At 62.9% G+C, this 21,906-nt stretch carries 19 protein-coding genes and 1 pseudogene; 8 read left to right on the forward strand and 12 right to left on the reverse strand.

What is annotated here, in order from left to right; genetic code table 11:
* Positions 1 to 193: 193 nt before the first annotated feature.
* The 3 genes from QME24_RS12675 to fdhD all read right to left on the reverse strand — a co-directional run bounded on the left by QME24_RS12675 (position 194) and on the right by fdhD (position 4,088).
* A complete protein-coding gene (locus QME24_RS12675) occupies positions 194 to 673 on the reverse strand; it encodes a glycine zipper domain-containing protein (RefSeq protein ID WP_054890280.1) in 480 nt (159 codons plus the stop codon).
* Between the two features lie 233 nt (positions 674 to 906).
* On the reverse strand, positions 907 to 3,252 hold the full coding sequence (locus QME24_RS12680; protein WP_280091416.1) for an FdhF/YdeP family oxidoreductase: 2,346 nt from the start codon (positions 3,250 to 3,252) through the stop codon (positions 907 to 909).
* 5 nt (positions 3,253 to 3,257) lie between these two features.
* On the reverse strand, positions 3,258 to 4,088 hold the full coding sequence (fdhD, locus tag QME24_RS12685; protein WP_281690857.1) for a formate dehydrogenase accessory sulfurtransferase FdhD: 831 nt from the start codon (positions 4,086 to 4,088) through the stop codon (positions 3,258 to 3,260).
* A gap of 177 nt (positions 4,089 to 4,265) precedes the next feature.
* Between fdhD and lysM the strand changes: the two genes are divergently transcribed.
* Positions 4,266 to 4,706: a peptidoglycan-binding protein LysM gene (gene lysM, locus QME24_RS12690; RefSeq protein ID WP_009683781.1), complete on the forward strand. Its 441-nt coding sequence runs from the start codon at positions 4,266 to 4,268 to the stop codon at positions 4,704 to 4,706.
* Between the two features lie 130 nt (positions 4,707 to 4,836).
* On the opposite strand, the gene yrfG is transcribed toward lysM, so the two are convergent.
* The gene (yrfG, locus tag QME24_RS12695) at positions 4,837 to 5,499 is read right to left on the reverse strand and encodes a GMP/IMP nucleotidase (RefSeq protein ID WP_054905029.1); all 663 of its coding nucleotides are present in this window, start codon (positions 5,497 to 5,499) and stop codon (positions 4,837 to 4,839) included.
* Between the two features lie 64 nt (positions 5,500 to 5,563).
* On the opposite strand from yrfG, the gene nudE reads away from it, so the two are divergent.
* Together nudE and cysQ are read left to right on the forward strand one after the other, a co-directional pair.
* Positions 5,564 to 6,130, forward strand: coding sequence for an ADP compounds hydrolase NudE (gene nudE, locus QME24_RS12700; protein WP_029885608.1), 567 nt, complete (start codon positions 5,564 to 5,566; stop codon positions 6,128 to 6,130).
* Positions 6,127 to 6,945 carry a 3'(2'),5'-bisphosphate nucleotidase CysQ gene (gene cysQ / locus QME24_RS12705; protein ID WP_281690858.1) on the forward strand — a complete coding sequence of 273 codons (819 nt, stop codon included), beginning with the start codon at positions 6,127 to 6,129 and terminating at the stop codon, positions 6,943 to 6,945. The genes nudE and cysQ overlap by 4 nt, the downstream gene beginning before the upstream one ends.
* 148 nt (positions 6,946 to 7,093) lie before the next feature.
* Here cysQ and QME24_RS12710 read toward each other — a convergent pair whose 3' ends face one another.
* The 4 genes from QME24_RS12710 to rfbC are packed head-to-tail and all read right to left on the reverse strand — an operon-like array spanning position 7,094 to position 11,354.
* Positions 7,094 to 7,549, reverse strand: a complete 456-nt coding sequence (locus QME24_RS12710) for a YiiD C-terminal domain-containing protein (RefSeq protein ID WP_280091827.1) — start codon at positions 7,547 to 7,549, stop codon at positions 7,094 to 7,096.
* Positions 7,549 to 8,955, reverse strand: coding sequence for a sigma-54 dependent transcriptional regulator (locus QME24_RS12715; RefSeq protein WP_054905026.1), 1,407 nt, complete (start codon positions 8,953 to 8,955; stop codon positions 7,549 to 7,551). The genes QME24_RS12710 and QME24_RS12715 overlap by 1 nt, the downstream gene beginning before the upstream one ends.
* Positions 8,952 to 10,766, reverse strand: coding sequence for an ATP-binding protein (locus tag QME24_RS12720; protein ID WP_009684783.1), 1,815 nt, complete (start codon positions 10,764 to 10,766; stop codon positions 8,952 to 8,954). The genes QME24_RS12715 and QME24_RS12720 overlap by 4 nt, the downstream gene beginning before the upstream one ends.
* 42 nt (positions 10,767 to 10,808) lie before the next feature.
* Complete coding sequence (rfbC, locus tag QME24_RS12725) at positions 10,809 to 11,354, reverse strand: dTDP-4-dehydrorhamnose 3,5-epimerase (protein ID WP_029885604.1); 546 nt, start codon at positions 11,352 to 11,354, stop codon at positions 10,809 to 10,811.
* 277 nt (positions 11,355 to 11,631) lie between these two features.
* On the opposite strand from rfbC, the gene aguA reads away from it, so the two are divergent.
* The 3 genes from aguA to QME24_RS12740 all read left to right on the forward strand — a co-directional run bounded on the left by aguA (position 11,632) and on the right by QME24_RS12740 (position 14,863).
* The gene (aguA, locus tag QME24_RS12730; protein WP_009684781.1) at positions 11,632 to 12,738 is read left to right on the forward strand and encodes an agmatine deiminase; all 1,107 of its coding nucleotides are present in this window, start codon (positions 11,632 to 11,634) and stop codon (positions 12,736 to 12,738) included.
* Positions 12,739 to 12,925: 187 nt separating this feature from the next.
* On the forward strand, positions 12,926 to 13,123 hold the full coding sequence (locus tag QME24_RS12735; RefSeq protein WP_080709188.1) for a hypothetical protein: 198 nt from the start codon (positions 12,926 to 12,928) through the stop codon (positions 13,121 to 13,123).
* A gap of 420 nt (positions 13,124 to 13,543) precedes the next feature.
* Positions 13,544 to 14,863: an OprD family porin gene (locus QME24_RS12740; RefSeq protein WP_029885603.1), complete on the forward strand. Its 1,320-nt coding sequence runs from the start codon at positions 13,544 to 13,546 to the stop codon at positions 14,861 to 14,863.
* 185 nt (positions 14,864 to 15,048) lie between these two features.
* Here the strand turns inward: QME24_RS12740 and QME24_RS12745 are convergent, their stop codons facing one another.
* Positions 15,049 to 16,425 (reverse strand): ATP-binding protein, encoded by a 1,377-nt coding sequence (locus tag QME24_RS12745; RefSeq protein ID WP_192441423.1) that lies wholly within the window; start codon positions 16,423 to 16,425, stop codon positions 15,049 to 15,051.
* Positions 16,418 to 17,140, reverse strand: a complete 723-nt coding sequence (locus tag QME24_RS12750) for a response regulator transcription factor (RefSeq protein WP_054905024.1) — start codon at positions 17,138 to 17,140, stop codon at positions 16,418 to 16,420. Before QME24_RS12750 ends, QME24_RS12745 begins: the two co-directional genes overlap by 8 nt.
* 139 nt (positions 17,141 to 17,279) lie before the next feature.
* Here QME24_RS12750 and QME24_RS12755 point away from each other — a divergent pair, with 139 nt between their 5' ends.
* Positions 17,280 to 19,577, forward strand: a complete 2,298-nt coding sequence (locus tag QME24_RS12755; protein ID WP_235768326.1) for a TonB-dependent siderophore receptor — start codon at positions 17,280 to 17,282, stop codon at positions 19,575 to 19,577.
* Between the two features lie 834 nt (positions 19,578 to 20,411).
* On the opposite strand, the pseudogene QME24_RS12760 reads toward QME24_RS12755, so the two are convergent.
* Positions 20,412 to 20,758 (reverse strand): annotated as a pseudogene (locus QME24_RS12760) (integrase); the annotation flags it as partial.
* 185 nt (positions 20,759 to 20,943) lie between these two features.
* Between QME24_RS12760 and QME24_RS12765 the strand changes: the two are divergent.
* Positions 20,944 to 21,294: a type II toxin-antitoxin system RelE/ParE family toxin gene (locus QME24_RS12765; protein WP_115293252.1), complete on the forward strand. Its 351-nt coding sequence runs from the start codon at positions 20,944 to 20,946 to the stop codon at positions 21,292 to 21,294.
* On the opposite strand, the gene QME24_RS12770 is transcribed toward QME24_RS12765, so the two are convergent.
* Positions 21,291 to 21,614 (reverse strand): helix-turn-helix transcriptional regulator, encoded by a 324-nt coding sequence (locus QME24_RS12770; protein WP_009682074.1) that lies wholly within the window; start codon positions 21,612 to 21,614, stop codon positions 21,291 to 21,293. The two genes, QME24_RS12765 and QME24_RS12770, sit on opposite strands and share 4 nt — an antisense overlap.
* Positions 21,615 to 21,906: the final 292 nt, after the last annotated feature.

Here is a 21,906-nt window from a genome sequence, read left to right on the forward strand (position 1 = left end):
GCCTGAGTCCCGTGGCATACAGGAATCAGGCCGCAGCAGCCTAATCAAAGATTGTCCAACAAATGGGGCGCACCTCAGCCTGTGGGAGCGGGCATGCCCGCGAAGGGCTGCAAAGCAGCCCCAGTAACGCTTAACTGACAGGCATTAGCCGGAAGGGGCGGGGTTTTTGTTGTCAGGGCAGGGCCCTCTGGCCTTAGTCGCGCCAGTGGCGCTTGTGCTTGCGGTGGCCGTAGTGATGGCCACGGTCGTAGTGGCGACGGTCATCGTAGCCACGGCGGTAGCGACGGTCGTCATGGCGCTCATCGGCGTCGGCCTTGTTGCCCAGGTAGTTACCCAGCGCACCACCAGCACCGCCGCCGGCAGCCGCGCCGATGTAGCTACCGGTAGTACCGCCTACCGAGCGACCCACCACGTTACCGCCTGCCGCGCCCAGGGCACCGCCAATAGCGGCTTCACCGCGCTGGCGCTTGTCGGCACCCAGCGCACCGCCGGCCGCACCGCCCAGGCCGGCACCAATGGCGCCGCCAGTGCTACCGCCGATGGAGTTACCGACAACGGAGCCCAGTACCCCACCCAATGCGCCGCCAATGCCGGCCTCGGTGGTGCCGCCTGCCATGGCAACGCCGCTGAGCAAGCTGAAAGACAACAACAAAATCGAGGAGTACTTCTTCATCAAGAGAGCCTCATAAGGATGACGAGGCGAATTTGAGGCTAAGCGAGGTGACTGGCAACGGAAATCCGACGAGTAACACGAGTTGTACACAATTCTGTAAGTGACTGTATTTGTTGTGAAACTTAAACCGTTTTCGGCTGTCTGAGCTCTTTATGGCAAAAGCCCTGAACCTTGCGGAACAGGGCGTTTTGGTTTTTGGCGTTGGGGCTTCTGGCCTCTTCGCGGCAACTTTATTACAGAATACGCCCGTCGTCCCGCGCCCGCTCCAGCTTGATGGCGATGAACTTCGAGGTTGGCGTATGGCTGCCATCGCCAATGCTCTCCAGCGGCACCAGCGGGTTCACCTCCGGGTAATACGCCGCCGCCTGCCCGGCCGGAATATCGAACGCCAGCAGGGTAAAGCCGTGCACCCGGCGGACGTGTTCATCCCCCCACAACGATACGATGTCGACCTTCTGCCCCGGCTGGAAGCCCAGGCGGATGATGTCGGCTTCGTTGGCGAACAGCACCTCGCGTTGGCCGCGCACGCCACGGTAGCGGTCGTCCAGGCCGTAGATGGTGGTGTTGTACTGATCGTGCGAGCGCATCGACTGCATGATCAGGTCCGGTAACTGGCCGCTGGCACGCGCACGCTCGTCAAGCAGCGTATCGGGCAGCAGGTTGGCCTTGAAGTTGGCGCGGCCGGTGTTGGTCTTCCATGTGCGGCTGGCGGCGTTATTGCCCAGGTAGAAGCCGCCTGGGTGTTGCAGGCGTTGGTTGAAGCCGCTGAAGCCTGTGATGGTGTCGGCGATCAGGTCGCGAATGCGCGCATAGTCGGCGACCAGCCAGTGCCAGTCCACGGGTTTCTTGCCCAGCGTAGCGGCGGCGATGCCAGCAATGACCGCCGGCTCCGAGCGCATCTGCGAAGACAGCGGTTTGAGCTGGCCGTTGGATGCGTGCACCATGCTGAACGAGTCTTCGACCGTTACCGCTTGTGGCCCGTCGGCCTGCAAGTCGATGTCGGTACGGCCCAGGCACGGCAAAATCAGCGCTTGCTTGCCATGAACCAGGTGGCTGCGGTTGAGCTTGGTGCTGATGTGCACGGTCAGCTCGCAGTTGCGCAGCGCCTGCGCCGTGCGCTCGGTGTCCGGCGTGGCCTGGGCGAAATTGCCGCCCAGGCCGATGAACACCTTGGCCCGGCCGTCGAGCATGGCGTGAATCGCTTCGACCGTGTTGTGGCCGTTGTGCCGTGGCACGGGGAAGCCGAAGCGCTTTTCCATGGCCTCGAGCAGTGCCATGGGTGGGCGCTCGTTGATGCCCATGGTGCGGTCGCCCTGCACGTTGCTGTGGCCACGTACCGGGCACAGGCCTGCGCCTGGTGCGCCGATATTGCCGCGCAGCATCTGCAGGTTGACGATTTCCTGAATGGTCGGCACCGAGTGGCGGTGTTGGGTGATACCCATCGCCCAGCACATGATGACCCGCTCGGCGCGGCAGTACATGCGCGCCGCCAGTTCGATGTCGGCCATGGGCAGGCCGGATTGCGCCTGGATGTGGTCCCATGGCGTGGCATCTACCACGGCCAGGTAATCGTCCACGCCATGGCCGTGCTCGGCGATGAAGGCATGGTCGAACACCGCCGGTTCACCCTTGGCCTGGGCTTCACGCTCCCACTGCAGGGCGAACTTGGCCATGCCACGCAGCAGCGCCATGTCGCCACCCAGCGCCGGTCGGAAGAATGCCGTGTTGGTTGGGCGGTCGCTGTTGGTCAACATTTCCAGCGGGTTCTGCGGGTGCTGGAAGCGCTCCAGGCCCCGCTCCTTGAGCGGGTTGATGCAAACCACCTGAGCGCCACGTTTCACCGCGTCGCGCAGCGGGTCGAGCATGCGCGGGTGGTTGGTGCCGGGGTTCTGGCCCCAGACAAAAATCGCGTCGGCATGTTCGAAGTCGTCGAACGTGACCGTGCCCTTGCCCACCCCGATGCTTTGCCCCAACGCCACGCCGCTGGCTTCGTGGCACATGTTCGAGCAGTCGGGAAAGTTGTTGGTACCGAAGGCGCGCACGAACAGCTGGTACAGGTAGGCTGCTTCGTTGCTGGCCCGCCCCGAGGTATAGAACTCGGCCTGGTCAGGTGTGGCCAACTTGTTCAGCTCGCGGGCGACCAGGGCAAAAGCGGCGTCCCAGCTGATCGGCTGATAGCGGTCGCTGGTCGCGTCGTAGACCATCGGCTCGGTGAGGCGGCCCTGGTACTCCAGCCAGTAGTCGCTTTGCTGCAGCAGGGCGGTGACGCTGTAACGGGCGAAGAAGGCAGCGTCGACACGGCGCTTGGTGGCCTCCCAGTTTACGGCCTTGGCGCCGTTCTCGCAGAACTTGACCATGCCGCTTTCTGGCGAATCGCCCCAGGCGCAGCCTGGGCAGTCGAAACCGCCGTTCTGGTTGGTCTTGAGCAGGGCGCGAATGTTCTTCAGCGCGTTATCGCTGCCGACCCAGGCCTTGGCCACGCTGCGCAGCGCACCCCAGCCACCGGCAGGGCCGTGGTAGGGCTTGTAGCGAGGGGTTGAGGCTGGGGCATTGTCCGGTAGGTGCTGGTACGAGGTCACGACTGTTACGACTCCGCCGCCGGGCTGTAGACCCGCGGTGCGCTGTGCTTGGGTAGATGAATGAGGTTGAGGTTGTGCTTGCGCGCCCACTGCAGGGCAAGCCCGGTGGGGGCGGACAGGCTGACCAAGGTCTGGATGCCGGCGCGCAGCACCTTCTGGATCAGTTCCAGGCTGCAGCGGCTGGTGACGATCGCAAGGCCGCCCTGGCTGTCGATGCCCTGGCGCAGCAGCGCGCCGATCAGCTTGTCGAGGGCGTTGTGCCGGCCAATGTCTTCACGGCCCAGCAGCAGTTCGCCGTGGCGGTCCATGAACAGCGCGGCATGCACCGCCCCGCAGTGCTGGCCCAGCGGCTGAAATGCATCGATGCGCTCGCGCAGGCCCACCAGCCACGCTGCCGGTGGCAGTGGCGCACCGGGCAGCACGGCCAGCTCTGGCAGCGCCTGCTCCAGCGCCTCGACCCCGCACAGGCCGCAGCCGCTGGTGCCGGCCAGCTGCCGGCGCTGGTTTTTCAGGTTCCAGAAGGCTCGGCTGGATATTTCCAGGTCTGCATACAGGGCCGAGCCACTGCCCGAGAGCTTCAGGTCGTAGATTTCCGTGGTGCCTCCGACGATGCCGCTGCCCACGCTGAAACCGACGGCGAAATCTTCCAGGTCGGTCGGGCTGACCAGCATCACTGCCTGGTTGAGGCCGTTGTAGACGATGGCCAACGCAACCTCTTCGGCCAGCGGCGTGCTGTCACCTTTACCGTCGCTGAGCTGGACGTATGCGTAGGTGTTGCTGGCGGCCGGCAGGGACAAGGGCGATGAGGCCGTGCAGACCGGAGGTTTGCTGTTCATCGGGCAGGCTGTTCATTCGGCGGCTTGGTGTAGCACAAGCCTAGGCGCGTGGGCCTGTGGCGTCTAATCGCTAGCCTCTATCCCTTGATAGAGCGCGTCGATTGGTCGCAGGCGGGCGGCATGAGCAAAGCTGGCCTAGACTGCTGGGTTCGAGGTTTCGTGAACAAGGAGAGTGCTATGAGCTTGATCAGTTTCGTAAAGGAAGCAGGCGAGAAGTTGATCGACCTGCTGACCCCGGGCAATGCCAAAGCCGAAGAGCAGTTGAAGAAACACGTGGAGAATGTCGGCCTCGGCAACCCGAACATCACGGCGACCGTGGAGGGCGACAAAGTGATCCTCAAGGGTGAAGTCGCCAGCCAGGAAGAGAAGGAGAAGATTGTGCTGGCAGCGGGCAACATCGAGGGTGTGGCCAGCGTCGATGACCAGATCACTGTGACCGGGCCGGTCGTGACAGCCGCACGCCTGGTCACGGTCAAGAAGGGTGACACGCTGTCGGCGATTGCCCTGGTGGTGTATGGCAATGCCAATCAGTTCAACAAGATCTTCGAGGCCAACAAGCCAATGCTCAAGCACCCGGACAAGATTTATCCGGGGCAGGTACTGCGTATTCCTGACTGATTTTTGCAGGCTTTATCGGCCCTATCGCCGGCAAGCCGGCTCCCACAAGGTTGCTGCATGGCGTGAGGCCGGTGGTCACCTGTGGGAGCGGGCGTGCCCGCTAACACCGGCGTAGCCGGTGCCAGGGCGCTTACAGGCCAATCAATAGCTCCCGGTAATCCTCGACCGCAGCAAACTCTTCAGTATCGCGCGGCTGCGCCTGGCTATCGGGCTGGCGTACAGCCAGCAGGTGCGCCACACCAAAGCACCGTGCGCTGCGCAGTATCGCCAGGGTGTCATCGATGAACAGGCTACGCCCCGGCTCAAAACCGATGTCCGCCTGCAAGGCGTCCCAGAACTGTGGGCTTTCCTTCGGGTAACCATAATCATGCGAGCTGATCAGCCGCTCGAAATACGGTGCCAGTTCCACCCGTTCCAGCTTCAGCGACAGCGAATCACGGTGGGCATTGGTGATCATCACCACGCGCTTGCCGGCATTTCGAATCGCCGCCAGGAACGTGTCGGCATCCGGGCGCAACGCGATCAGGTCGGCAATTTCCCGTTTCAGCTCCCGGATCGGCAGGCGCAGCTCCCGGCTCCAGAAGTCCAGGCAGTACCAGTTCAGCGTGCCGGCATTGCGCTCGAACAGCGGCTGCAGCTCCATTTCCGCCATGGCCCGGCTCACGCCATGCAGCTCTGCATAGCGCTGGGGCAGGTGGTCGAGCCAGAAGCGGTTGTCGTAATGCAGGTCGAGCAGGGTGCCGTCCATATCCAGCAGGACGGTATCGATGGCAGACCAGGGAAGAACAGGCATGGGAAACTCTCGATCAGTCGGCAAGCCACGGTATAGTAACCCGTTCACGCCAAGGAGCCGCCCCATGCGCCAGAAACCCACCGTCCTCAGCCGCGAAATCGTCGCCAGCAGCCGCCTGTTCCGCGTAGAGGCTGTGCAATTGCGCTTCAGCAATGGTGCCGAGCGCACCTATGAGCGCCTGGTCGGCCGGGGTAACGGCTATGGCGCGGTGATGATCGTGGCCATGCTCGACGCCGAGCACGCCGTGCTGGTGGAAGAGTATTGCGGTGGTACCGACGAGTACGAGCTGTCGCTGCCCAAGGGCCTGATCGAGCCCGGCGAAGATGTGCTGGCAGCCGCCAACCGCGAGCTCAAGGAAGAGGCCGGGCTTGGCGCGCGCCAGCTTGAGCACCTGACCGAGCTGTCGCTTTCGCCGGGCTACATGAGCCAGAAAATCCAGGTGGTGCTGGCCACCGATCTGTACGAAGAGCGCCTGGAGGGCGATGAGCCGGAGCCGATGCGGGTCGACAAGGTCAACCTGCGCGAGCTGTCGGCCTTGGCCATGCACCCGCAGTTCACCGAAGGCCGCGCCCTGGCGGCGCTGTACCTGGCGCGTGACCTGATGATTCAGCGGGGGCTGCTGGCGCTATGAACGACAATCAACTGATGCGTGAAGTGGTCAAGTTGGCGTTGACTGCGGGCGAGGCGATCCTGCCGTACTGGCGTGCCGATGTGGCAGTGACCAACAAGGCCGATGATTCGCCGGTGACTGCCGCCGACCTGGCAGCGCACCGGGTGATTGCCGATGGCCTGCTGGCGCTGGCGCCGCAGATTCCGGTGTTGTCCGAAGAGGACTGCAATATTGCGCTGGCCGAGCGCCAGGGCTGGAGCCGCTGGTGGCTGGTGGACCCGCTGGATGGCACCAAGGAATTCATTGCCGGTAGCGAGGAGTTCACAGTCAATATCGCCTTGATCGAAAAAGGCGAGGTGGTGTTCGGCGTGGTATCGATGCCCACGAATGGCCGCTGCTACTTTGGGGGCCGCGAATTGGGGGCTTGGCGGGCAGACGCGGGTGAGGCGGCCCGGCCGATCCAGGTGCGCAACGCTCCGCCAGCGGGTGAGCGGTTTACCGTGGTTGCCAGCCGCCGGCACTCCAGCCCCGAACAGGAAGCATTGTTGGCGGGCCTGGGTGCGGCAGTGGGTGAACTGGAGCTGGCCAACATTGGTAGCTCGTTGAAGTTCTGCCTGTTGGCCGAGGGCAGCGCCGATTGTTATCCACGCCTGGCGCCGACTTCGCAGTGGGATACGGCGGCGGCCCAGGGTGTGGTGGAAGGGGCGGGGGGTGAAGTGATCGGGCTGGACGGGTTGCCGTTCCGTTACCCGGCGCGCGAGTCTTTGCTCAACCCGTATTTCCTGGCGTTGCCGGCCAAGGCAGCGTGGCGCCAGGCCTTTCTTGAGCTGATCTAGCGGGCCTGGCCTTGTAGGAGCGGCCTTGTGTCGCGATGGGCTGCAAAGCAGCCCCGGCAATTTGTGCACCATGCCCAAACCCTGGGGCTGCTTTGCAGCCCATCGCGACACAAGGCCGCTCCTACAGGGGGCGCGACAGCCTTCGTTCTCAGCGGTGCAGCACGTACTGGCCGCTGAAGGTGACGGCCGGCTCATCACTCCCGGTATTGCTTACCGTGGTCTGCAGCGTCAACCGCGCCCGGCCACGACGCTGGTACATGTTGAGGAAGCGTTCCCAGGCTTTCTCTTCCGGCGCCTGGCAACGGGCTATTGCCGCCCCGGTAACCGGCAGCGGGTAGCTGATTTGCCCTTCCTGGATGACGATATGCCCGTCATCTATCCCCAGTTCGCGCAGCCGCAGGTGCAACCAGCCCCAGCCCACTAGCACCGCTGCACAGTACAGGCTGCCGCCGAACATGGTGCTCTTGTGGTTGACGTTGGCCGCCAGCGGCAATTGCAGGCGCAGGGTGTGGTGTTGCCAATCAATGACCTCCAGGCCCATTTCGCGGGTCAGCGGGATGTCGCCATGCAGTACGGACTGCAGGTACTGGCTATCGGTGCTCATCAACGGTTGTCCTCATGGTCGTCGTGCCCGCCGCTACCGCCCTCGAAGCTCAAGCCATGCTTGCGCAGCTTGTCGTGCAAGGTTTTGCGGGGGATGCCCAGCGCCTCTGCCAGGCTGCGCATGGAGCTGTGGGGCTGGGCCAGCTCGGCGGCGATCAGCGAGCGCTCGAATTGCTCTACCTGTTCGCTCAGGTTGCCACTCAACACCGAAGGCGCCGCAGCCGCTGCCGCTGGCAGCTGGCCATCCAGCGCCAGCTCAAGGCCCAGGGCGAAACGCTCGGCGGCGTTCTGCAATTCACGCACGTTACCTGGCCAGGTGTGGCGCAGCAGCATCGCCCGCTGCGCCGGCAGCAAGGCGTGTGGCGCCAGGCTGTGGCGCTGGCTGGCAGCGTCGGCAAAATGCTGGAACAGCACCAGGATGTCGTCGCCGCGGTCCCGCAGCGGCGGGATACGCAGTGGCGCTACGTTCAGCCGGTAGTACAGGTCGGCACGGAAGCGGCCTTGGTCGGCGGCCTGGCGCAGGTCTTCCTTGGTGGCGGCGATAATGCGGATATCCAGCGGGATCAACTGGTTGCCGCCCAGGCGTTCCACCACCCGCTCCTGCAACATGCGCAGCAGCTTGACCTGCACGTCCAGGCTCATGCTCTCGATTTCGTCGAGGAACAGCGTGCCGCCGTTGGCGAACTCGAATTTGCCGATGCGCCGTTTTTGCGCCCCGGTGAACGCCCCGGGCTCATGGCCGAACAGTTCGCTTTCGACCACCGATTCGGCCAGTGCCCCGGCGTTGATCGCCACGAACGGCCCGTCACGACGGCTGGACAGGTCATGCAGCGCACGGGCGACCACCTCCTTGCCAGCACCGGTTTCACCCAGGATCAGCACATCGGCGCGGGTTCCGGCCAAGGCGCCGATCTGCTCGCGCAGGCGCTGCATGGCCGGCGAATGGCCGACCAGGCGCGTGGCCAGTTGCTGGCGGTCGCTCAGCGCCAGGCGCAGGCTGCGGTTGTCCAGCACCAGGCGGCGCAGGGCCAAGGCACGGCGCACGCTGTCGAGCAGGGCGTCGCTGGCGAAAGGCTTTTCCAGAAAGTCATAGGCACCGGCGCGCATTGCCTGTACCGCCAGGGGCACATCCCCGTGGCCGGTAATCAGCAGCACGGGCAGTTCGCTGTCGCGGCCGTGCAGTTGCTCCAGCAGCTGCAGGCCATCGATGCCGGGCATGCGGATGTCGCTGACCACCACGCCGGGCCAGTCGCTCTCGATACGCTCAGCCAGGCCTTGGGCATCGCCCAGCGCGACCACTTTCAGCCCGGCCAGGTCCAAGGTCTGGCTCAGGGCCTGGCGCAGGTGCGGGTCATCGTCGACCAGGATGACCTGGGCTTGGCTGTCGATCTGTGTCTCGGGGGTCATGCCGAGGGGTCCTCCGAATTGGGCAAGGTTGCGCCAGGCGCAGCCTTGCGTAGCTGCAGGGTCAGCAGAGCACCACCTTCCGGGTGGTTGGCCAGCAGCAGTTCACCCCCCAGGGCGCGCATCAGGCTTTCGCAGATGGCCAACCCCAGGCCCAGGCCCTGGGTGCGGGTCTTGGTGGTGAAGAACGGCTCCTTGGCATGCTCCAGGGCCTGGCGGCTGAAGCCGGGGCCATTGTCGCGGATGTACAGGTAGACGCAGTCATCACGCTGTTCGGCACTTAGCCACAGGCGGCGCGGGTTGGCTTTTTCGGTCAGGGCATCCAGGGCATTGGCCAACAGGTTGCCCAGCACCTGGCGCAGGCGGGTTTCACCGGCCTGTACCCACAAGGTGGCTTCCGGCAGGTCGCGGATCAGCTCCACGGCCATTGCCCGGCGGCGCTTGGCCAGCAGCGCCAGGGCATCGTCCAGGGCTGGCTGCAGGGCCACGCTTTCCGGGGCGTGCCGGTCACGGCGGGCGAAGGCCCGCAAGTGGGCGATGATCGACGCCATGCGCCCGGTCAGCTCGCCAATCAGCTTGAGGTTGCCGCGGGCGTCCTCGGTGCGTTGGTGGTCGAGCAGGATCTCGGCATTTTCTGCGTAGCTGCGAATCGCCGCCAGCGGCTGGTTGAGTTCGTGGCTGATACTGGCCGACATGGTGCCAAGCACCGACAGCTTGCCGGCCTGCACCAGCTCGTCCTGGGCGCGCACCGCCTCTTGCTGGGCATTTTCGCGCTCCAGTACGGCGCGCTTGAGGCGGGTGTTGAGGCCCTCGAGGTCGGCGGTGCGTTCGGCTACGCGCTTTTCCAGCTCCTGACGGGCGCGGGCTTCGAAGTCGATGCGGTCGATGTAGTGGCGGCGCCGTTGCATCACCAGCCCGGCCAGCAGCATTGCTACCAGCAGGGTGCCGGCGCCAATGGCCATTACCGTTTGCACCGAACGGTCTACCAGCATGCGCGGGGCAAGGATGCTGACTTGCCAGCCGGTCTCCTTGATGTCGCGGGTCTGGGTGATCCAGGCATCCGGGGCGAGCACCAGCGGTTGCGGTGCCTGGGTAGGGTAGGGCTGGATGGCGATGATGGCCTGGCGCTCGGCATCGCTCAGTGCGCGGGTGGCACGGAAGCGCCAATCGGGCCGCGAAGTGAGGATGACCACGCCATTGTGATCGGTCAGCAACAGCTGCTCCGGCGTGCGGCCCCACAGGGTTTCGGTGTGGTCGAGGTCGACCTTGACCACCAGCACGCCCACGATGCGCTCGCGATCACGTACGGCGGCGGCAAAGAAGTAGCCGCGTTTGGCCGACGTTGTGCCCTGGCCGAAGAAGCGGCCCAGGTGGCCCGCCATGGCTTCGTTGAAGTACGGGCGGAAGGCGAAGTTGCGGCCTACGAAGCTGTCGTGCTTGTCCCAGTTGGAGGCCGCCAGGGTGTTGCCGCTGACGTCCATCAGGTACATCACCTCGGCGCCGGTCTGCTGCACAATGCCCTTGAGCAGGCGGTTGGCGTTGGTCACCGCCTCCAGGCGGAAGGGGTCGGCCAGTACGCTGCGCAGTGCCGGCAGGTCGCCGAGGATCTGCGGCAAGGTTTCATAGCGGTGCAGGGTGCCGAGCAGGTTGGCCACGTACAGGTCCAGGGTCTGGCGGTTCTGCGAGGCCAATTCCTGCTGGTAGTAACGTTCGGCCAGGTGGTGCAAGGGCCACAGTAACGGCGCCAGGCACAGGGCCAGCAAGGCCAGGCTGCGCCAGCGGGGACGGCGTGGGGGCGTGGGTTTAGCAATCATCACGTAAATGCGCCAGAAAGGTCTGGCGCAATTATGCGCTAGTTACGGCAGCAGTTCCGCCTCTGCCCATGCCCGGCCAAGCTTGTCCTTGTCTGACAGCAGCGGTGGTTGCTGCAGCCCCCAGTCGATGGCCAGGTGCGGATCGTCCCAGCGGATGCAGCGGTCGGCGCCGGGGTTGTAGTAATCGGTGGTCTTGTAGAGGAACTCGGCCGACTCGCTCAGCACCGCAAAGCCGTGGGCGAAGCCTGCGGGTATCCACAACTGGCGATGGTTGGCTGCGGACAGATCCACCGCGACCCACTGGCCGAAGGTTGGCGAGCTTTTGCGCACATCCACGGCGACATCGCGGATTTCGCCCTGAACCACGCGCACCAGCTTGCCCTGGGTATTCTCTACCTGAAAATGCAGCCCGCGGAGCACGCCCTTGACCGAGCGCGAGTGGTTATCCTGGACGAATTCGACATTCACCCCGGTCTGCCTTGCGAACTCGCGGGCGTTGAACGCTTCGAAGAAAAAGCCACGGCTGTCACCGTAAACCGTGGGCTCGATGATCAGTACATCGGGGATTTCAGTCGGGATGATGTTCATGGCGGTTCGCTTGCCGTTCGTTAACTATTGACCCTAGTCGCCCTTCCTGGAAATTTCCGCATGCAGCAGTGACAGGATGCGTACGATATGGCCAGGGTAGGCGGCCAAGCGACGGGTGCTAACGGGCGAACACGCATTAAATTCGATTTCTATCGATATTAGGATGGAGGTTCGCCTGAAAATCCGACACATAAGGCTTTAAATATCGATATGTATCGGTTATAAATAGATCAACGTCTCACCGCAATCCGGCCCAGGGCCATCACAGAGGTCAACCATGAAAACCCTCAACTCCACGCCACGTGCCGATGGTTTCCACATGCCCGCCGAGTGGGCCCCGCAAACCCAGGTATGGATGGTTTGGCCGGAGCGTTCGGACAACTGGCGCCTGGGCGGCAAACCGGCGCAGGCAGCCCATGTAGCCCTGGCCAAGGCCATTGCCCGTTTTGAGCCGGTTACCGTTGCGGTTTCCGCTGGCCAGTACGAGAACGCGCGTCGCCAGCTCGACCAGCCGAACATTCGGGTGGTCGAAATCAGCAACGACGACGCCTGGGTGCGTGACACCGGCCCGACCTTCGTCATCAACGACCAAGGCGAAGTGCGCGGTGTGGACTGGGGCTTCAACGCCTGGGGCGGCTTCGATGGTGGCCTGTATGCGCCATGGAACCGCGACGAGGAGCTGGCGGCCAAAGTGCTGGAAATGGAGCGCTGCCAGCGCTACCACACCGAAGGCTTCGTGCTCGAGGGCGGTTCGATCCACGTGGACGGTGAAGGCACGCTGATCACCACCGAGGAATGCCTGCTCAACCGCAACCGCAACCCGCACCTGACCCGCGAGCAGATCGAAGCGGTGCTGCGCGACCACCTGGCGGTGGATACCGTGGTGTGGTTGCCCGATGGCCTGTACAACGATGAAACCGACGGCCACGTCGACAATTTCTGCTGTTACGTGCGCCCGGGCGAAGTGTTACTGGCCTGGACCGATGATTCCAACGACCCCAATTACGCCCGTTGCCATGCCGCCATGGAGGTGTTGCAGAACACCCGTGACGCCAAGGGCCGAGCACTAATCGTGCACAAAATGCCCATTCCTGGGCCGCTGTACGCCACGGCTGAAGAATGTGCCGGTGTCGACCACGTTGCCGGCAGCCAGGAGCGTGACCCATCGGTGCGCCTGGCCGGCTCCTACGTGAACTTCCTGATCGTCAACGGCGGCATTATTGCGCCAAGCTTCGATGACCCGGCAGATGCCGAAGCCAGAGCGATCCTTGCGCGGATATTCCCCGACCACGAAGTGGTGATGATTCCCGGGCGCGAGCTGCTGTTGGGCGGTGGCAACATCCACTGCCTGACCCAGCAGCAGCCGGCACCGGTGACGCGCTGAGTGCCAGCCCGGTGACAATGAGGCCCGTCAGTAGACGGGCCTTTTTTTTTCGGGCGACGCCCGGCGGCTGGTTTGGCATAGGCTTTGTATTGTTTTTCAAGGAGATAGCTTGGGTCTGCCAGGTTATCCGAGCTGTAACATTACCTACGTAGATTAGCCGCTCACGGGTTAGGGAGTACGTGTAGACATGAACGCAGCAAGTGAGTCGGCTTTGCGCCCATCGGCAGTTGGTCACCCATCGCTCAAGCGGGTCGCGGCGTGGTTGAAACACCATGGAAGCATCAGGGTCAGGACGACCGACCCACGACGTCTGCTTGCCGGACGCTACCCGCAAGGTTTGCTCAGCGATGCTGAAATGCAGGCGCTAATGGCGGTGTGGCACTAATCGACAACAGCTGTGCCGACCTCTTGGCGGCGATAGCCGCGAAGAGGCCGGTACCTGCCACACGCCCCTCCCCACACGCACCCGGTAAATTGTCGGGGCAGTCAAGATGCCGTTTCTGACAAAAAGATAAAATCCCCTCCTATAGCGCCGACATGCATTGAAATGCCTCGTATCACGGGATGATCTTGGTTATATCAACCTGCATTTCACGACTTTTTGACATTTGTAATCGCACACGGCTAGGATTCGGCCCAACGCCTGCTGGCCACTTCCGTTGGCCATGCTGCTGCCAGAGGCCGCCCGTGCAATTGCAGGCCGGCCTTCAAGTCTGGATCCGCATAGCGTCGAACCTACGTAAGGGGCGTTGGTTCCTGGCGTTGTATTGCAGCGCGTTTTTGATTAAGCGATAAGGAAAATAACATGTTGAAAACCAGGATCAGCCTGGTCGCCCTGGCGATGATCGCCGCGACCCAGGCACAGGCCAATGATCAGGCCGAGAGCAAGGGCTTCATCGAGGACAGCCACGCCAACGTCCTTCTGCGCAACGCTTACATCAACCGTGACAAGAAGCACGGCACCGACGACCAGATCGAATGGGGCCAGGCAGTCATCGGCAACTTCTCCTCCGGTTTCACCCAAGGCACTGTCGGTGTCGGCGTCGACGCATTCGGTCTGTATGCCCTGCGCCTCGATGGCGGCAAAGGCCATAACGGTGGCGCGGGTGTCGACTTCTTCAAGCCGCACGAAACCACCAACGCCGACGGCAACGCCAGCTCGCCGCACAACCTGGCGCGTGGTGGCGCAGCCGTGAAGTTCCGCATTTCCAATACCGTGCTCAAGTACGGTGACCAGATGCCAGCACTGCCAGTGCTGCAGTACGACGACGCACGTCTGCTGCCAGAAAGCTTCACCGGCACCCTGATCACCTCCAAGGAAATCAAGGGCCTGGAACTGAACGCCGGCCGCTTCACCCAGGAAGCGCGCAAAAGCGCCGAGCGTCGTGATGGTGGTGGCCTGAAGTCGATCAACGTGCTGGGTGGTAGCTACAAGTTCAGCGACAACTTCACCGGCTCGCTGTACACCGCAGACAACGAAGACGTGATGCGCAAGCACTACCTGGGCTTGAACTACGTCTTCCCGATCGCCAGCGACCAGTCCCTGACCCTGGACTTCAACGGCTACAAGTCGGACATCAACAACAAGTACGTCAAGGCCGCCGGCCTGAACGGCGACTCCAACACCATCTGGAGCCTGGCGGCCACCTACGCGTATGGTGCGCACTCGTTCACCCTCGCCCACCAGCGCAGCACTGGCAGCACCGGCTACAACTACGGCTGGTATCAGAACCAGGGCGGCGTGGGTGACGGTGGTTCGACCATCTACCTGGCCAACTCGTACTGGTCCGACTTCAACGCCGAGGACGAGCGTTCCTGGCAGTTGGGCTACGGTCTGGACTTCGGTGCCTACGGCATCCCTGGCCTGACCTACAAGCTGGCCTACGTAGTGGGTGACAACATCAACACCCGCAACAACGCCAACCCGCAGGGCTTCGGCGAAGGCAAGGAACGCGAGATCTTCAACCAGGTCCGTTACGTGGTGCAGGACGGCCCGGCCAAAGACCTGTCCATCAAGCTGCGTAGCTCGTTCGTGCGTACCAACAACGCCGTACAGCAGAACGGCTACAACGACGATGGCAACGAAGTACGCGTATTCGTCGAGTACCCGATCAGCATCTTCTGATGCTGAGCTGAGGGTGCTGGGGGCTGCTTTGCAGCCCATCGCGACGCAAGGCCGCTCCTACAGGCATGCCCCGAACCGGGCCCCTTGTGGGAACGGCCTTGTGTCGCGAAAGGGCCGCACCGCGGCCCCGGCGATCTGCGCCCCAACCCCAAAAAACGAGCTGCCACGCCCCCTCGGGATTCGGCTCAACCCGGTAGCACCACGCTAACCCGCAATCCACCCCCTTCGCGGTTCATCAGCAGCAGCTCACCGCCATGGCTGCCAGCGATGCGTTGCGCAATGCTCAACCCCAACCCGTATCCCCCGGAGGACTGGTTGCGCGACCCTTCGCCGCGTACGAACGGGTCGGTAATGGTCGCCAGCAGCCCCGGCGCAATCCCCGGGCCACGGTCGTCGATATGGATCAGCACCCCGCTGTTCGCCCGTTCCAGTGTGACCGAAACCTCCTTGGCATAACGCAGTGCATTGACCAGCAGGTTCTGCAGGCAACGCTGCAACAGCAACGCATCCACATGCACGCCGCCTGCCTGGCCATGCACCGGCAATGGCTCTTTTTCGGTTGCCAGGTCGGCGCACAGGCGTGCCACCAGTCGGTCCAGGTCCACCTGCTGCAAGTTCTGCTGTTCCCCGGCGCGCAGGTAGTCGAGCACCTGGCCGATCATGTCGTCCATCTGCCTGATGTTCTGCCGCAGGCGCTGGTGGTGTTCATCGTCCGGCAAGCGCTCCAGGCGCAGGCGCATGCGGGTCAACGGGGTGCGCAGGTCATGGGACACAGCGGCGAGGAAGTAGGCCTTGTCGTTGACCATGGCAATCAGGCGCTGCTGCATGGCGTTGAACGCCTGGGCAGCCTGGCGTACCTCCTGCGGGCCATCCAGCACCAGTGGCGGCTGCTCAAGATTGGTGCCCAGGCCGCGCGCAGCATCGGCCAGGCGCTGCAACGGGCGCAGGCACAGGCGCACGGCAATCAGGCAGACCAGCAGCACCGCGACAATGCGCAGTGCATACACCCGCAATAGGTAATCGCTGATCAGCACCCAGGCCGACTCGCCGCTCCAGCCCTGCAGCTCCTGGCCCTCGATGATAAGCCAGTGCCCATCGGCCAATGGCACCGCAAACTGCATATGGGCCTGGGCCGTGCGCAAACCGAACAGGCTGCGCCAGACTATCGGTTGGCCCGACGCGTCGGTCAGTTGCACATTCATCAGGCGTACCGCCTGAGCATGCCCCAGCTCGTACTTGAGGGCCTGGCGCAGCAGCAATTCGACCCGCCGGCGCTCACGGCGCTGATCATGCGTTGGCTCGGGCAGGTGCTCGGCACAGCGCACCTGGTAATGAGCCGGCACTGGCAGCGCGGCATCGTGGCAGTCGGCCCGGGCGATCAGGGGCGCACTGCGCGCGGCGATCAGCCGCACGGGGGCTTCGAACACCTGGGCGAAGCGCACATCGAACCAGATGCTGCTCGACATCAGCTGCACCACCAGCGTACCGCTGACCATGATCAGCAATAGCTGGCCGAACAGGGTGCGCGGCCACAGCCGGCGAAGCCAGCGCACCTCAGGCATCGGCCTGGTGCTGGCCCATGGTGAGCAAGTAGCCTTCGTTGCGGATGGTGAGGATCTGCGCGGCCCCGTCCGGTGCGCGCCGCAGGTGCTGGCGCAGGCGGCTGACGCACATGTCCACCGAGCGGTCATCAGGCATGTGGTCGCGGCCAAATGCGCTGCGCGTCAGCTGGTCGCGGGAGACCACGCGGTTGTTAGCCTCCAGCAACTCGCGCAGCACCCGGTAGTCGGAGCGTGGCAGGGGCAGGGTCTGGCCATCGGGGCGCGTGAGCAGGCGCTTGACGTGCTCCAGGCGGAAGCCGGCGAACAGTTGTGCGTCGGCCCCTGCAGTGCCCTGCGCCTGGGTTTCCAGGCGTTGCGGGCGACGCAGCACCGCCTTGATCCGGGCAATCAGCTCGCGTGGCTCGAAAGGCTTGGCCAGGTAATCGTCGGCACCCACCTCCAGGCCGATGATGCGGTCCAGCGTGCTGCCTTTGGCCGACAACATGATCACCGCCAGCCCGGGCGTGGCCTGCAATTGGCGACAAAGGCTGAGCCCGTCTTCGCCCGGCAGCATCAAGTCGAGTACCACCAGATCCACCGTGTGCCTGGCCATTTGCGCGCGCATCTGCTCGCCGTCGGCCGCCTCCAGCACGTTGTAACCGGCGTCGGCCAGGTAATCACAAAGAAGTTCGCGGATCTCGTCGTCATCGTCGACGACCAGCAGGGTCGTGCTCATGTGGAAAACACCTGTCGGGTGAGGCCCTGGGGCGCTCATTACATTCAATTACATCCCCGTACATGTCGGGTCTGGCGCCGGGAGGGCCGATCCCTAGAATCCTAACAAAAAATCATCTGCAAATACGAAGCCTTCCCAAATGAATCCCTACAGCATTCCGAACGCGCTCATCCCCACCCTTGCAAACGGCAACCGCCTCAAGCCACTGGCGTTCTGCATTGCCGTGGCTATCAGTGGTGGTGCCATGGCCGCCGACAGCCAACCCCTGGAGCTGGACGCCACGCAAATCGAAGACAGCGCGCTGCTGCCCGCCGACGCTGCAGGCCAGCTGGGCTACACCGTCGAGAGCACACGCAGCTCCACCGGCCTGAACCTGACGCCCCGGCAGACCCCGCAGTCAGTCACCACCATCACCCGCCAGCAGATGGAAGACCGTGGCATCCACACTATCGAGCAGGCCCTGGAAACCACCCCAGGGGTAACGGCCAACAAGTCCGAAGTGGGCGGGCGTACCGATTACCGCGCCCGTGGCTATTCGATCAGCAACTGGAAGGTCGATGGTCTGCAGACCCAAGGCGGTTCTGACTTCAGCGGCAGCGGCAATGCCCTGAACATGGACCTGTACGAGCGCATCGACATCGTGCGCGGGGCCAACGGCCTGCTTGGCGGCACCGGTGACCCTTCGGCCACCGTCAACCTGATCCGCAAGGCGCCGACCAAGACCTTTGGCGGTAGCGTCTACGCCACCTACGGCAGCTGGGACAAACGCCGCCTGGGTGCCGACCTCAACCTGCCGCTGTCCGAGGACGGGCGCCTGCGCTCGCGTTTCGTGATGACCCAGCAGGACGCCAACTCGTTCCGCGACAACCAGTCCGACCGCTCCCGCGCGGCGCTGGCCAATTTCGAATTTGACCTGGACGACGCCACCACCCTCGGTGCCGGCTACCAGTACGAGTACAACAAGGTGGTGGGTGGCGGCTGGGGCGCGAACATTCCGCTGTGGTACCGCGACGGCAGCAAGACCGACCTGCCACGCAGCACCAACGTGGTGCCCAGCTGGAGCTTTGGCGAGTACACCACCCGCACCGCTTTCGGCTCGCTGCAGCACCGCTTCGACAACGACTGGACGCTGGACCTGAAGGCCTCCCAGGCCACCACCGAAGCCCTCAACCACCGCGGCTTGGCCAAGGTGAACTCGGCAGGGCGCGGCACCTATGGCGGCTACTGGGACCAGGATGGCAGCGGCGCCGTACTGAACGGCCTGCACAGCTCCACCGACACTACCCAGCAGTCGGCGCAGATCGACCTGTCTGGCCCATTCCAGCTGTTCGGCCGCACCCACCAGGCCATGGTGGGCTATAACGACAGCCGCACCGTGGGTTGGTCGCCGCAGTACACCTGCACCATGGTGGGCGACGGCATGGCCAGTGCACCGGCGTTGGGTTGCCAGTTCCGCGCCAACAACGGTTTCCCGGTCACCGATTGGCACAACGGCGTGGATGACGACTACGGCCTCATCGCCTCGCGCACCGGCCTGCACAGCAAGACCACCACGCGCTTGCAGGGCATGTACGCCGCTACCCGCCTGAGCATTACCGACCCGCTGTCGGTGATTGTCGGCGTGCGCACCAGCAACTACGCGTCGGTGACCCGTAGCGTGGCCGGCGAGCGCAGCAGCCAGGAAGAGAACGGCATCGTCACCCCATACCTGGGCGCGGTGTACGACCTCAACGACACCTACTCGCTGTACGCCAGCTACACCGACATCTTCACCCCGCAAACATCGGAAACCGTGAGCGGCAGCAAAGTCGAGCCGATTCGTGGGCAAAGCTATGAAACGGGTATCAAGGGTGAATGGTTCGACGGCCGCCTGAACGCCTCGGCAGCGTACTTCCGCACCAAGCAGGAAAACAAAGCCGTGCTCGATGGCGACCTGACCACCCCGACCGGTGCCAGCGCCTACAAGGCCGGCTCGGGTGTGGAAACCGACGGTATCGACCTGGAAGTGGCAGGCGCGTTGACGCCTGAATGGAACGTGTACGCTGGCTATACCTACCTGCACTTCCGCCGTGTCGACAGCGACGGCCGCAGCGACCCGTCGCACCTGTTCAAGGCCTCCACCACCTACCGCCTGAGCGGTCCGCTCGACCGCCTGACCGTAGGTGCCGGTGTAACAGCGCAGAGCAACATCCGCGCTATTTCCAGCCCTGCAGGCCAGCCGGTCAACGGCGTGAGCAACGGTGCAACCGATGTGAACTGGTCGGGGTATGCCATCTGGAACGCCATGGCCAAGTACCAGGTAACCGATGCCACCAGCGTTACCCTTAACGCCAACAACCTGTTCGACAAGCACTACTACACCCAGTACGGGTTCTATGCCGGCGGCATCTACGGTGACCCGCGCAACCTGTCGCTGACGGTAAGCACTGCCTTCTGACATGCAGGGGCGGCCTTGCGTCGCAGCCCTACGAGTTGCGCTGTCGCGCAGAGAACTCAATTCGTAAGCGCGACGCGGTCGGTGTGGGAGCGGGCGTGCCCGCGAAGAATCCAACGCGGTGGCTGGCACCGGCTACGCCGGTGTTCGCGGGCGCGCCCGCTCCCACAAGGGCCCTGCTAAATCAAGCAGTTATGTATCGTTCTATGAGAGCTTCAACCACGACAGCGGAAAATCCGTAGGCAAACGCTCTATTTCAGGGGGGGCGGCTTGAAGCCCGGCTTGCCAAGGTCGCTATCGTGGCCTGCATGCGGATCTTCCTGGTGCGACTCAAGGCCATGCTCAGGAATGGCGAGCCTTGGCTGGATCTGGTGCTGCCTCAGCCGAAGAGGGCGTAGATCAACAGCCAAAATGCAGGACTCGACGATTACACGGTTCCTGTGGGAGCGGGCGTGCCCGCGAACACCGGCGCAGCCGGTGCCAGACACCGCGTCGCCTGCTTCGCGGGCAAGCCCGCTCCCACAATGAATCGCACAGGCTTTTCAAATTTTGAGAAAGACAGTTGCCCCTGCATCAAGGGAGTTGAGCAGGGCTCTGGGGCGTGGGCTGGAAACAAAAAAGGCCCACCTTGCGGTGAGCCTTTTGAGTACTGCGTATGGTGCGGCACCAGGAGTCGAATATTAATATATGTCATTGAAAAATCTATGATTTATATGTAGTGGTTAATCGAAATATCTCTAAAGCTATCGTTTTATATATAGCCGCCCGTTTAAGATAACAAGAAATCTTTGCGTCTCTCATTATAGTGCGTGAAGGTTGGGGATTTAGAGTTTTACTCGTGACGTTCTCGCCTGTCTGCTTGGCAAACTCATGCGGCGTCACATGGTCCTCGCGGTTCGCCCCCAGAAACCGGCTCCACCAGGTCATGATCATCCGGCGCTCTTCGAGGAACTCGGCCTTGTGTGTGTAGGCGCGCACGTTGTTGCGTTCCTTGTGGCTCATCTGCCGTTCGATAGCCGTCTCCGACCACAGCCCGAACTCGACCAGCGCACTGCACGCCATGGCTCGGAACCCGTGGCCGCAGATATCCACTTAGGTGTCGTAGTCCATCGCCCCGTATGCCGCATTCACCCGGTTCGCGGAAATCGTTTTCACAGTTTGGCATCCTGTACGAACGCCACATTCAGGCCACCTCAAGTTGCCGAGTTAGAGATCGAACTCGTTTCAGCAGGTAGGACGCAACACGATATTTCAAGCTTAAACCGTGCAACATTTCTATTCCCACCAACTGCAAGCGACTGCGCTAAATTCCCCACCCTCTGGCAACGATGCCGCCCCCCAAACTCACTATCTCGCCGTGTGTAGACCATTGAAAAAATTTGCCTTTGTAAGTGCAGCCGCGGAGCGTGAGTACAAAGAACTGCCCAAGGACGTTCAGGACGATTTCGGCAAGGACCTGCGGCGCATTCAGTATGGCCAGGACCCTGTTCGGCCGTTCAAGTCATTGACGGAATCAGTAGGGGCGGGGGCGATCGAGCTCATCATAAACGGCAGCCCGGCATTCCGATGCGTGTATGTGGCCAAGTTCGCGGACATGGTCGTTGTGCTGCATTCGTTCGTAAAAACGACCAACAGGTCCGACCGGCACGCGATGCAGGTCGCCCAAGAGCGAATGAAGGAGCTCAAGCACGAGTTGCGCAAGATGGGGTACAGGATTTAGCCGCCCGGCGCTTGAGTGATCACGATCTGGGGAGGTGAACTACCATCGTCTGTGGGAAGGTTCAGGCTGGTGCGAAAGCCAAGCTTGTCCAGCATGTCCATCATGGCGTCCAAAGTGAATTTCTCGATTTTGCCATTAGCCAACTCGGATACCCGGGACTGGGTTACGTTCAGCCTGGCGGCCGCCTCGTGTTGTTTGAGGCCCATTTTTTTGATGCAGTCGGTAATAAAGATGGAAAGGTCCATTTTCAAGGCCATTTTGCTGGCCGTTTCTGCATCGTGGGTGGCGTGGAAGGGGCTTTCATGGAATTGAAGCGGCATGGGCTTGCCTCAGCAGAAATATCTAAAATTTACGATAAAATCTTAGGTGGGCTCGATGGGCAAGTCAAAGCGTTTGTGTGTGGGGACTTTTCTTGATGGTCAGACAATGCGCCACTTGAGATTGCTGGGGATGCTGCGCAGCCCATCGCGAGGCAAGGGTCCTACATTGGTGGGTGGTGGGCACATATCTGCGGCTCGGCACCGCCCGATATACACCGCCCGAAGGAGCGGCCCGCGAACACCGGCGGAACCGGTGCCAGACGCCGCGTCGCCTGCTTCGCGGGCAAGCCCG

The sequence above is a fragment of the Pseudomonas sp. PARCl1 genome, from assembly GCF_947311875.1.
GTDB lineage: Bacteria > Pseudomonadota > Gammaproteobacteria > Pseudomonadales > Pseudomonadaceae > Aquipseudomonas > Aquipseudomonas juntendi.

Bases quoted from the DNA above. Each gene is read 5' to 3' on its own strand.
- yrfG (WP_054905029.1), bottom strand. From the start codon at position 5,499: ATGCCTGTTCTTCCCTGGTCTGCCATCGATACCGTCCTGCTGGATATG.
- QME24_RS12745 (WP_192441423.1), bottom strand. From the start codon at position 16,425: ATGCCTGAGGTGCGCTGGCTTCGCCGGCTGTGGCCGCGCACCCTGTTC.
- cysQ (WP_281690858.1), top strand. From the start codon at position 6,127: ATGAACGACAATCAACTGATGCGTGAAGTGGTCAAGTTGGCGTTGACT.
- QME24_RS12740 (WP_029885603.1), top strand. From the start codon at position 13,544: ATGTTGAAAACCAGGATCAGCCTGGTCGCCCTGGCGATGATCGCCGCG.
- QME24_RS12750 (WP_054905024.1), bottom strand. From the start codon at position 17,140: ATGAGCACGACCCTGCTGGTCGTCGACGATGACGACGAGATCCGCGAA.
- QME24_RS12675 (WP_054890280.1), bottom strand. From the start codon at position 673: ATGAAGAAGTACTCCTCGATTTTGTTGTTGTCTTTCAGCTTGCTCAGC.
- nudE (WP_029885608.1), top strand. From the start codon at position 5,564: ATGCGCCAGAAACCCACCGTCCTCAGCCGCGAAATCGTCGCCAGCAGC.
- QME24_RS12770 (WP_009682074.1), bottom strand. From the start codon at position 21,614: ATGCCGCTTCAATTCCATGAAAGCCCCTTCCACGCCACCCACGATGCA.
- aguA (WP_009684781.1), top strand. From the start codon at position 11,632: ATGAAAACCCTCAACTCCACGCCACGTGCCGATGGTTTCCACATGCCC.
- QME24_RS12755 (WP_235768326.1), top strand. From the start codon at position 17,280: ATGAATCCCTACAGCATTCCGAACGCGCTCATCCCCACCCTTGCAAAC.
- fdhD (WP_281690857.1), bottom strand. From the start codon at position 4,088: ATGAACAGCAAACCTCCGGTCTGCACGGCCTCATCGCCCTTGTCCCTG.
- QME24_RS12715 (WP_054905026.1), bottom strand. From the start codon at position 8,955: ATGACCCCCGAGACACAGATCGACAGCCAAGCCCAGGTCATCCTGGTC.
- QME24_RS12735 (WP_080709188.1), top strand. From the start codon at position 12,926: ATGAACGCAGCAAGTGAGTCGGCTTTGCGCCCATCGGCAGTTGGTCAC.
- QME24_RS12720 (WP_009684783.1), bottom strand. From the start codon at position 10,766: ATGATTGCTAAACCCACGCCCCCACGCCGTCCCCGCTGGCGCAGCCTG.
- QME24_RS12710 (WP_280091827.1), bottom strand. From the start codon at position 7,549: ATGAGCACCGATAGCCAGTACCTGCAGTCCGTACTGCATGGCGACATC.
- lysM (WP_009683781.1), top strand. From the start codon at position 4,266: ATGAGCTTGATCAGTTTCGTAAAGGAAGCAGGCGAGAAGTTGATCGAC.
- rfbC (WP_029885604.1), bottom strand. From the start codon at position 11,354: ATGAACATCATCCCGACTGAAATCCCCGATGTACTGATCATCGAGCCC.